The organism is Phocaeicola faecicola, from assembly GCF_013618865.1.
GTDB lineage: Bacteria > Bacteroidota > Bacteroidia > Bacteroidales > Bacteroidaceae > Phocaeicola > Phocaeicola faecicola.
The window spans coordinates 1-11,303 of sequence record NZ_JABSOE010000093.1 but is presented as its reverse complement, the minus strand read 5'-3'; the positions used below and the strand labels follow the sequence as shown (position 1 = coordinate 11,303).

Below are 11,303 nucleotides of genomic sequence, written 5' to 3'. Positions count from 1 at the left end.
TGTTGAAAGTATGAGCCGATTTCTAACAACAAATAGAAATATTGAGTTGCTTGAGCCGTATGAGGGGAAACTCTCACGTACGGTTCTTAGGGGAGAAGGGGGCAGTAATGCCCTTGACTTACCCGATGTGCAAAAGCAGGGCGACTTCTTCGTGGAGTCACCTATCATTCTGTTTGCCAGTATTATCTGGTATCTCAAAATCTATCAGAACGGGAAGTTTTGCACGTTTCCCCATGCTATCGAGTTTCTGAACCGCCGTTACGAGGATATATTTCCGATACTGACCTCTTATCCGGAGCTGGAGAACTACCTTTCGCCGTTCATGGATGCGTGGCTTGGAGGGGCTGCGGAGCAGCTCATGGGTCAGATAGCGTCGGCAAAAATCCCGCTTTCGAGGATGATTTCACCGCAGCTCTACTGGGTGATGTCAGACAGCGAGTTTACGCTGGACATCAACAATCCCGAAGAGCCGAAAATCCTCTGCGTGGGTAACAATCCCGACCGTCAGAATATCTACGGTGCGGCACTCGGTCTGTATAATTCCCGTATCGTGAAGCTCATCAACAAGAAGGGGATGCTGAAGTCATCGGTCATCATCGACGAGTTGCCCACAATATACTTCAAAGGGTTGGACAATCTTATAGCTACCGCCCGAAGCAACAAGGTTGCCGTGTGTCTGGGCTTTCAGGATTTCAGCCAGTTAGTGCGTGACTACGGGGACAAAGAGGCGAAAGTGGTGATGAACACTGTCGGCAATATTTTCTCCGGTCAGGTGGTGGGGGAAACAGCCAAGACGCTCTCCGAGCGGTTCGGTAAGGTGTTGCAGAAACGGCAGTCCATCTCCATCAACCGGCAGGATGTTTCCACCTCCATCAACACGCAGATGGACGCGCTCATTCCACCGAGTAAGATTTCCGGGCTTACGCAGGGAATGTTTGTCGGTTCTGTATCCGACAACTTCAACGAGCGTATCGAGCAGAAGATTTTTCATTGCGAGATTGTGGTGGATGCCGAAAAGGTGAAACGGGAAGAAAGTGCCTACAAGAAAATTCCCGTCATTACAAACTTCACGGACGAGGACGGCAACGACCGCATGAAGGAAACGGTGCAGGCGAACTACCGGCGCATCAAGGAAGAGGTGAAGCAGATTGTGCAGGAGGAACTGGAGCGTATCAAAAACGATCCGGTGCTGTGTAAACTGCTACCAGATAATGAGACTGTCTAACAAGTCCCCAAAATTGAAAATTATCCCTATCGAAGTTTGAAGTGACCCCCAAAAGTTGGATACAATTTTTTTGGGGGGCACTTCAGTTCTGACGGGTAAAATCGTAAAATTCGGACTTGTTAGACAAATACTTACGCGGTTTCAACCTCAGGTACTGAATCTATCGAATTGACAAATTTAACCAATTGCGGATCTGAATCTTTTTGTATGAGGTTTCGGAGACTCTTTTTCAATTCATAAGCATCATCCCCTGCTGTATTTATTAAATCCATATAAAAATCTTTGTTTTGCAGAATCAATGAACGGCATGCCCCATCGGAAATTACAGGTTTCACTATTTTATCAATAACGTCTCCAGCTTGACTTTTCAAATTACCATGCGATCTAAGCCATGTTTCGAAAAATTGAAACTTTATTGCATTGATAGTCTTTTTACCGATGCAGAAATCATTTCTTATATCGGTAACTGTCGATTTAATTTTTCGTTTATCCAATCTTTCAACTATATTCTTGAAACAATTAGGGAAAGGATTCAAACTTTGAGTTCCAGAAGCAATATCCATCAGAATCTTTTTGCCAAATTCAGTCAAGTTATCTGGCAAGGATTTGATTTTAGCCAGTAAATGTTTTATTGCGACAAACCAATAATATGATGTATGTGCTGTTCTTTGGGCGTATAATGTATCAACACTTATTTCAGACAACGCTTCGAACGCTATTTTATTGATATGATCGGTCAGGACATTGCTTATTTTAGTGGTCAAATCGTAAAAAGATGCGTCAGGAATTACATCTTTAATATTGTTCTTAGTGATATACTTATCCAAATCGGTATTCCACTCTGCTAAATGCTCGATAAATACCTCATCCGTTACACCTATTCTGTTCTTAATATCTTCAAATTGGGGCAATATGTCTGAGAGCAATAATTTATAGCCAAGTTTATGATTTACCATGTATTGTAGTGTTTCATTTAATAGCGGTATATTCCATCCCACACTATTTACTAATAAGTCTCCATGATCCACATAATAGTCCATGAGTTCTGCAACATATTTTATATCTCCACCCTCTATTAAGGAAACGGAATGACCATGTGCCAATTGCATGGCGACTAAATCGTAATATCCAGACTCTTTAATGTTTCGGCCATCAGTTTCTAATTCAGAATGCAACTGATTTATGTAGGTTGAATCTAACGTTACAGGTAAAGGTCTTTCTTCGTCAGATGCCAATAAACGATAGGTTGTAAATATAGCCCCTATATTATCTTTATTTACATTCTGTTCATCAATGCAATTCGTGATCGCTTGCAAAAGCGTTGGAAACGTATAGGTAGAATTATCTTTTAACGTTTTTACAATATCTGCATGGTCGAAATTATCGGGTAGTAAGTTTGCCAAATAATTATCGAGCGCCTCCGAATTTGTTGCTACTTGATAATATTTATATGCTTTAGTTGTCGCGTTATCCCGATAGGCAGCATCTGTTGCATTTGCAGCTTGAATATAATCGATAAATGTATTTGGCTTGACTGTTTTTGCTTCAATCAATGACGTAAAATCGCACGCCAACTTATTTTGCGCAATAAACCTGTCTATTGCATCTAACGTTTTGAAATAGTCGCCGCCATTGAAGTCATTGAACCGAACTATCTTCTTATATAATTGAGCAATCACATGGTTTTGGCTTTCCGTGTCTAAATGCAACAGCAGTTCTTGGTATTCGACAGGGAACACCTGCTTCTCTATGGATTCTTTTAATTTCAATTGTGCTATTCTTTGCCATACACGCAGAATAACATCGCTCTTTCGAGTTAATTTATGCAAACAATGTATAATCTTATCGATAAGCGCATTGTCCATACATTGTATAACTTCTTCTAATACAGTGTCAAATTGTTTATTAGTCTCTGCATATTGATTTATGTCGTGGTCTTCTTCTCCGTTGATGCAGCCTTCAATATATTTTTTCAATGGAATTTGTCGAGCATCTTCAACATCGACACCATATACCAAAGCTGCAATTTCGCGTTGTGTTTGCAGATCATTGTTAATTATTGTTTGAATGCCATTCAGATAGTCGCCGGACAATATTTGTTCTACTGGATTTGCCAGAATATCCGTCTTCTTCAAACAGAACAATGCTATGTTTATCATCAAAATTTCGTTACACCACTCTTGTTTAAGAGCGACCATCTCATTGATATATGATATAATTTCCCTAACATTGGCATTAGGATTTACCAATCTGAATATCCGATTTATAGTTTCTTTCGCTTCATTTTCTGTTTCTCCAAATGCTTCAACAAACAGTTTGTTGAATATACTTCGATAGTCGGTAATAACAGGAGGAGCAACACGATAAACAATAGGGAAAGTTTTATTGATAAAATACTTGGTCAGTTGTTTCGTTTGTTCGTCGGTCTCATCTCCGAATGCACAAGCTAAATGTGTTTCATCGAAAGGAATAACAGCCCAAACATTTTCAAAACCGCTATCGGCGAAGAACGTATGGATAGAAGACCATAATTCTTTTACTTTTTCAGCGGGGAGACGATCCATGTTGTCAAAAACAAGGACTAATTTACGTTGTCCTTTTTCCTTGATAAAATCAGAAATGTCTTGCATCCATGTTTTGAACTCGTAAACCGTTGGTTCGTCTTCGCTCAAAGTCTCATAGCAAACGTCCTTTTCGACTTTATCTTGATAAATAGCTAACATATAACTCCATCCATATTTATGATCTTTGCTATATGCCCATTTCCAAACGCACAATGCAATAAGAACTGGCAGTGCAGCTATGATAATAGACAATAAAGAAAACCACCATGTTGTGGGTGTAGGTTTTACTGCATACGCAATAAATGTAAATATCGGAGTTAAAACTGCAACCAAAAATGCCGCAACCATACCATTACTGATAAGGGGATATTTTTCGGTTACGGTCTCCGTTTTACGGGCTAATAAATATTTCAGCTTTTCAGACCATGATACGGTTTTCGTACCTCCACCTTTGACTTTTATTGTTGCATTTCCAGATAGGATACCATCATCAATAAGTTTGCTTGTAAGCAATTCCAATATAGAGCGGCGTTGCAAGTCCTCTTGATGTCCCCATGCGTCATACTCAAAAAAGTAATAGTCGTCTGATAATTCACGTTCCAACATTTTAACCACGTTGGATTTTCCAGATCCCCAAATACCTTCGATGCCGATAATTCGAGGTAAAGTACATTCCTCATCCAATGAATCATTCTGACAAAAATGGCGAGCAATAGTTTTTGCCAACCTTTCTTGCGAACCTCCATCGAATTTGTCAATACCACACGGTTTATTTTGGATAAACCGCGGATATTGCTGTTTGGATTGTAGTTTTGTTTCCATATACGTAATTTATTGATTATACGAACTCCAAATAATTCTCCCGATTTACCACATGAAACTCGGCATAGGGATAGGCTTCTTGGAAGGCTTTCGGTGCGGCCGGCATTTTATTTCCCCACTTGAACTCCAAGGCGGTAAGACTGTCGGCACTCTCCTCAATCAGGTCGATTTCCTGTTTGTCGTAGGTGCGCCAGAAATAGAACTCCCTGTGCAGTCCCTCATTGAAGTTCGCTTTGCGCCGCTCTCCGATGATGTAGTTCTCCCACAGCGCACCGACATCCTGCCGAATGGCCAGCGGTGAGAAAGCCCCGATAATGGCATTGCGAATGCCGTTGTCGTAGAAGTACCACTTGCCAGCTTTTGTAACCTCCTTGCGTAGGTTACGCGAATAAGCCCCCAGACGATAGATAACGAAGACCTTTTCCAATAGGTCGAGGTATTTTTCAACGGTCGTCTTGCTCATGCCGAGTTGTTTACCTAACTCTTCGTAAGAAACTTCGCTGCCCAACTGAAAAGCTATCAATCGCAGTAGATCGCGCATCTTGCTCGAATTTTTTAAGCCGTCAATTGCTAAGATATCTTTAAGCAGGTATGCACCGACAATATCACGTAGGTAGTCTGTTTTACGTTCATAGTTCTCCATCATTACTACTTCGGGATAGGAACCGTAAATCAAGCGCGCTTCGAGGTTCTGGCGGGTTTCAAGTGCCGTTTCCGTCTGTGCGATTTCCCGTTGCGAGAATGGTGTAAGGAGAAATTGCGTACTGCGGCCGACCAACGGTTCACCAGTCTTATTCAGCAAATCGAATGACGAAGAACCACTTGCCAAGACACTTATTCCCGGTATTTCATCAACTATCAACTTCAGAATACTACCGATTTGTGGTATGTTCTGTGCCTCATCAATAGCCAGCAAATCAATACCATCCAATAAATGCCGATAATTGGCTATTGAGCGATTCTCCAATAGTGCTAATGTGTCGTAGTCTTCGCCGTTGAGCATCATCGTCCTACCTGAATAGTTGTCCACAATTTTACGCATCATTACCGTTTTACCAACACGGCGAGCACCAAAAATCAGTACTGCTTTATTGGGCGCGATTCGTGCTGTAATCTTCTCTTGAAGTATTCTATTTACTGTTTCCATACCTTATAAAATATAATGCAAAGATAATCATATTTTTTTAATTGGCGAATTTTACAAAAAAAACGGGCTATTAAATGGCGATTTTTACAACCACAATCTTATGGAAGTTGTTTCATTGTTTTTAGTAATGATATATGTTCATACTATGATGACTCAATAATTTACCAGACATACGTTTCTGAAATTTGTCCTTATAGGAATGAAAAACTCACATATATTGTGCTAATTAATATATAATTAAATGAAAATAAAAAGACAGGATACGAGTATTCCTGTCTTCTCATATGTAATGGATATTTTTTTATTTTCTCATCCGCTCCAACTCCTCATCACGCAACATTCTCTCGTTCAGTTTTTCCTGCATCCTGTCAATGAAATAGGTGCGGCTTTCGTTCTTCCGGCGTTTGATATCAGTGTAGAAGCGGTAGCAGTCTTTAGAATCAACCCCGAATATCTTATAGAGAAGTGGGGCGAGCTGTTTGAGCGGCATATTGCCGTTGTTGATGCAGCCCATCACGTCTATGCCGTAGATAAGTTCCACGAGGTCGATGGCATTGCCCGTCCATTGAAGAAGGCTGGCGGTGGTTTCTGTTGCGTTGTTGGCGGATATTAGTGGTGGCACTTGGGGCGTGGCAAGGAATTTCTGCATCTTTCTTACGAAAGACAGAGCCTTGCTGACGTAGGCGGCAATCTCTCTTTTTTCTTCTGACAGATTACGTACGGGATGGTGCTGCAACTCGATTTCGATGTAGGCAAGCGCGATGACGGTAAGGTTCATGTCCATGCCGCCGTTGCACAGTTCGATCACTTGGGTGGCGAAAGCCGTGTATGCCGTTTCCATATTGCAGTCGCCGGCTTCGTTTATCAGGCGGAAAAAGTCGGTTTCCGCCAGCAAGAAATAATTCATGGTTCTGTCAATTTTGAAAATTACACTTTGTTTTCTGCGTGCGCACATGAATATAATTGGCAAAAAACGCGGCAGAAAATAAAAAATCCAACACTCAATTTTACAAAGTGCTGGATTTCAGAGGTATAAAATTCAGTATTTTTTCACAAGGACAAATTATCTCCGACTTAAATTGTTTGTAATCGGAACATTTATTCTATTCCTGAAAATAGAAATGTATGCTTGCCGCACATTTTGGCTATCTTGCTTTTTTATCAAGGATATAGATAATGCGACATACACCGTTGGGATAGCTTTTCAAAGAGGAAAGCGTCCAGTGTTGCTCTGGCAGAGCCGACTTAAAAAAATGTCGTCCGCTTCCGGATATGAAAGGAACGGTGTATAGTATGATTTCATCCACAGCGTGCATCCGCAGCAGTCCGTTTATATAGTCTGCCGTGTCCGGTGTGGCTTCCGCGAGGTAACGGATGTTTGTGCAGTCTTTTCTCCATTCGTGCAGCATTGAAATGGAATAGTCCGGTGTCACACGGTAAAAGGCTTTCTTCCTGATTTCATCAAGACCGCAACGGTCAAGGCACAAATCCTGATGTGCTTTATCATATAACTCTGAAGAAAGACATCCGTCCATCGTCAGTACGGCGAGAATCTGAACTTTACCCATAATCGTTTCCTTTCGTTAGGCAAGGGTAAAAAAGTAGCGTGCAATTCACACTACCTTCAAGCGATGGCTCTGGTAAAGCCTTTACGGAGAGTACGTGAATGCACGCTATGCGTAAGCATAGCATAAGCATCACGCAATCGTCTCCGTAGTTCCAATTTACCAGATTTTCGCTTGAAACGCCTTGCGGTCTTATCCTATATGTTGGCGGCGAAAAGCTCCTGCCAATCGCCGTTTTTCTCAAATGTTATGCAAAGATAGCCAAATTCAGTGAATTACGGGCTATGATTGCTTGAATTTATATTTAAGTCCATACTCTTCAAGTTTGCTGTATAGTGTTGTCCTGCCTATGCCGAGCAGTTCTGCGGCGACACTCCGGTTGCCGTTTGCCTGTTTCAACGCACGCAATATCCGCTCCTTATCCTCCGCGTCATTGCGCAAGGCGAAGCTGACAGTAGAGGTCGGTTTCGTCACGGCAAGTTCCAGATGCTCTTTCATGACAACACCTTCCTGCGCCTGCAATACAGCACCCATAACTTTCTGCCGAAGTTCCCGCACGTTGCCCGGCCATGCGTGTGTCAGCAACGCTTTACGTGCTTCGGAACTGAACCCGCTCACGCTACACTCCAGCTCTCTGTTTGCCATATCACGGAAGAACTCTGCCAGCGGCATAATGTCTTCTTGACAGTCACGCAACGGAGGAACGGTTATCCCGAAGTCGTGCAGGCGGTACAGAAGATCCTGCCGAAAACGCTTTTCATTCACCGATACCTCCAAATCTTCATTGGTAGCAGCGATGATGCGGACATTGAAATTCCGGTCTGCCTTGTCTCCGACCGGGCGATACCGCCTCTCCTGTATGGCACGGAGCAACATCTGTTGGGTTTCCAACGCGAGGTTTCCTACCTCGTCCAGAAACAACGTGCCGCCTTCCGCCTCATGGAAATATCCTTTCTTGGCATTGTCCGCACCTGTAAATGCACCTTTGACGTGTCCGAAGAAAGCCGACGGTGCAAGCTCTTTGGAGAGTGAACCGCAGTCCACCGCCACAAATGGCTTGCCTGCACGTTTGCTCTTGTCATGCAACAGGTGGGCAATATGCTCCTTGCCCGTGCCGTTCTCACCAAATATCATCACGCTCATATCGGTGGCGGCTACCAGCCTTATGCGGTGCATGATTTTCTGAAAGGCGGAACCTTCACGGGCGAATATAGGCATACGGCGTTGTCCTGCCTGACGTTCTTTCAGTATGGAACGGATCAGGGGGACAAGTTTATCCTCCACAAGCTGTTTGGGAATATAGTCTATCGAGCCGAGTTTCATGCTTTCCACGGCGGTATTAACTTCGGCGTAGTCGGTCATAATGATGAAGGGCTGCATCTTTCCCTCCTTTCGCATCCAGCACAAAAGGTCTATGCCACTGCCGTCAGGCAGACGCAGGTCGGCAACCACGATATCATTATCTGTTGCCTGTTGCAGATGTTTCTTCGCGGTTGAGAGGTGGTAAGCCTTCATATTGCGGTAGCCCTCCCGTGACAGCATATTGCAGACATATTCGCAATACACGATGTTGTCTTCCACCACAATTATTTTTGTCTTATTCATCTTCGTATTTTCTCCTTTCCTCTTCTGCCAACCGTATTATTTCCACTCCCTTATCCAGCACGGCAGTCACGGCATGGCTTAACGCTTCACCATCCGGGAGAGCATCGCCACGAAGCAATCCGTAAAGTACATTCAGCGGTTGGTCGGCACGGAGCACCTCCCACGAACTGCGCAGGTGGTGGATCAGGGAATCCAGCTTTTGCAGGTCTTTTTCTTTTGCTGCATCCCGTACCGCCTGCATTTCCTTTTCTGTTTCAGTTATCAACTTTTCCAGCATGACGGCTTCATTGCCATAGGACAATAAGGCGGAAAAGTCCGGTTTCCCGTCCGGTGTCGCTTTTATGGCACACCTGTCGGAAACCTCCATCAGTTCCGATATGGAGAACGGTTTGAACAGGCATCCGGCAAAGCCTTTTGCCAATAGTTCCCCTTTGTTACAACTGCCCGAAGCGGTTGCCACAACCACCGGGATTGTTGGTGAATTGCCCACGTTGGACGAACGCAACAGTTCCAGCAATTCGAAACCGTTTATATCGGGCATATTCAAGTCTGTCAGCAACAGGCTGTATTCTTTCTGGCGTATCATTTCCATCAGTGCCGCAGCATCGGTGCAAGTGTCGCAGTGTATTCCTTCTTGGGAATACATCTCTTTCAGCATCAGAAGTAATACCTCATCATTGTCAATGGCGACAACATCATGGAATTTATTGTTATGATAAACAGGTGTATTGCTTGTATATCCAAGCTGTTCTTCAGCTTCCTGCATAGAAATTTCAACTGTGAAACGACTGCCTTTCCCTTTCTTGCTGTCTAAACGGATTGTTCCGCCAAGCATCGACACAATATTACGCATTATGGCAAGCCCAAGCCCGAAACCCTCCTTTGCGGCGGCATTTGATAGACGTTCAAACGCACCGAACGCTTGTTTCTGTTCCTCTTCTGTCATGCCTGTACCTGTATCTTCAACGACCAGTGTCAGAACTCCATTATCATATTCAGTAATCAAAGAAACACCGCCTTCTTCTGTGAACTTGACAGCGTTTGACAGCAGGTTATTCCCGATTTGTATTATTCGCTCTTTGTCGGTCAATACAATGGCATCGTGTCCAGTCTTCACGGACAAGGACAGCCCTTTGTTCACGGCAACAGGCATGAACTCCGTTTCAAGTGTGTGCGTGATTGCTGAAATCCGGCAGGGTGACAGACGGGGCTGTTCCTTGCCGTTGTCCAGGCGGAAGAAGTCAAGCAAAGTGTTAAGCATATCCCGCATACGGTCGGAGGATTGCAGTATGTTTTGGATATACTGCCCGGACTTATCCTCACACTGTTCTTTCCGTATCAGTCCGGCATAGCCTGTTATTGCTGTCAGCGGTGTGCGCAGTTCATGGGTGATAGTATGTACCGCCTTCTTCCTTGACGTTATCAGTGCCTCGTTCCGTTGTACGGATTGTTCCAGTTGCCTTATCAAATCAGTTGTCTTGTGCTTGTATTGTTTAATGCTTTTTGCATCACGATGTATGATGATGTAGGAAATTAACAACAATAGAAGAACGAATCCCATTAAACCGCCTACTTGCATAAATGACTTTTCACGCATGGCAACTATTTCGTTTTCCCGGCTTTGCAGTTCGGTTTGTACCTTTTCTTCTATTTGGCAAATCAATTCTTGCAGTTGTCTGTTAAGTTCTGCATTACGAGCTGCAAGGCTGTCGGCTTGTTCCGACAATTGGCGATCCTGCACTTTCTGTTCGCTGATTACGTTTCTATTGACCGAATGAAGGATAGTGGTTGATACTGCTGGAGTTACTTCCTTTTTTTTGCCGAATATGCCTAAGAAACCTTTTCGTTTTGGCTTTTTGGACTGTTCCTGCACACTTTTCTGTACAATAACCGGAATTTGATTGGCTATCTTCTTGTTAATAGATTGTTGTTCATCCATTAACCGGACTATCTGGAACATCTGTCGTTCCTTATCCTCTAAAAGACTGCGCACACTATCGATGCGCTCTGCTGGATAGGTGGCCTTGAAACGGCAGAGCATACTGTCCATTGCCATACGCCGTGCATGGTAATGCTCGATATCTTTATCGTTCCATTCCAGTATTGTTTCACCCAATAGAGAAAATTTTATCATTTGAATATTGATATTGTTTATTTCTTTTCGGAGCTCGTCTATTTTTTTATTGCCAAGTTCTAATGCTTCTATCTCCTGCCATTCATAGAGGCTATTATATGCCATACATCCGATAAGAATGGAGATAAGTATATATCCCAACCGTATTGCCTTATAGAAATTTCCTGACCGCTCCATTATTTTAATGACATTGATTTTTGGAACATGAATAAAAGTTTATCTTTTTCGTTCATGCGGATAT

General features: G+C 43.2%; 7 protein-coding genes. 1 reads left to right on the top strand and 6 read right to left on the bottom strand.

Annotated elements, in window-relative coordinates; translation table 11 throughout:
* Positions 1-1,225: TraM recognition domain-containing protein (locus H3001_RS17650; protein ID WP_237473533.1), on the top strand; the 1,225-nt coding region annotated here is incomplete at its 5' end.
* Positions 1,226-1,356: 131 nt separating this feature from the next.
* Here H3001_RS17650 and H3001_RS17645 read toward each other — a convergent pair.
* The 6 genes from H3001_RS17645 to H3001_RS17620 form a co-directional block, all read right to left on the bottom strand.
* Positions 1,357-4,611, bottom strand: a complete 3,255-nt coding sequence (locus tag H3001_RS17645; protein ID WP_004291481.1) for a P-loop NTPase fold protein — start codon at positions 4,609-4,611, stop codon at positions 1,357-1,359.
* A 16-nt stretch (positions 4,612-4,627) separates the two neighbouring features.
* Positions 4,628-5,758 carry an ATP-binding protein gene (locus H3001_RS17640; RefSeq protein WP_004291480.1) on the bottom strand — a complete coding sequence of 377 codons (1,131 nt, stop codon included), beginning with the start codon at positions 5,756-5,758 and terminating at the stop codon, positions 4,628-4,630.
* A gap of 301 nt (positions 5,759-6,059) precedes the next feature.
* Entirely contained in the window at positions 6,060-6,665 is a 606-nt protein-coding gene (locus H3001_RS17635; RefSeq protein WP_004304269.1) for an RteC domain-containing protein, read from the bottom strand.
* A 238-nt stretch (positions 6,666-6,903) separates the two neighbouring features.
* Entirely contained in the window at positions 6,904-7,326 is a 423-nt protein-coding gene (locus tag H3001_RS17630; protein WP_004291474.1) for a dihydrofolate reductase family protein, read from the bottom strand.
* A gap of 279 nt (positions 7,327-7,605) precedes the next feature.
* Positions 7,606-8,928, bottom strand: a complete 1,323-nt coding sequence (locus H3001_RS17625; RefSeq protein WP_004291471.1) for a sigma-54-dependent transcriptional regulator — start codon at positions 8,926-8,928, stop codon at positions 7,606-7,608.
* Positions 8,921-11,239, bottom strand: coding sequence for a hybrid sensor histidine kinase/response regulator (locus H3001_RS17620; protein ID WP_004291467.1), 2,319 nt, complete (start codon positions 11,237-11,239; stop codon positions 8,921-8,923). Before H3001_RS17620 ends, H3001_RS17625 begins: the two co-directional genes overlap by 8 nt.
* Positions 11,240-11,303: the final 64 nt, after the last annotated feature.

Bases quoted from the DNA above. Each gene is read 5' to 3' on its own strand.
- H3001_RS17645 (WP_004291481.1), bottom strand. From the start codon at position 4,611: ATGGAAACAAAACTACAATCCAAACAGCAATATCCGCGGTTTATCCAA.
- H3001_RS17640 (WP_004291480.1), bottom strand. From the start codon at position 5,758: ATGGAAACAGTAAATAGAATACTTCAAGAGAAGATTACAGCACGAATC.
- H3001_RS17635 (WP_004304269.1), bottom strand. From the start codon at position 6,665: ATGAATTATTTCTTGCTGGCGGAAACCGACTTTTTCCGCCTGATAAAC.
- H3001_RS17630 (WP_004291474.1), bottom strand. From the start codon at position 7,326: ATGGGTAAAGTTCAGATTCTCGCCGTACTGACGATGGACGGATGTCTT.
- H3001_RS17625 (WP_004291471.1), bottom strand. From the start codon at position 8,928: ATGAATAAGACAAAAATAATTGTGGTGGAAGACAACATCGTGTATTGC.
- H3001_RS17620 (WP_004291467.1), bottom strand. From the start codon at position 11,239: ATGGAGCGGTCAGGAAATTTCTATAAGGCAATACGGTTGGGATATATA.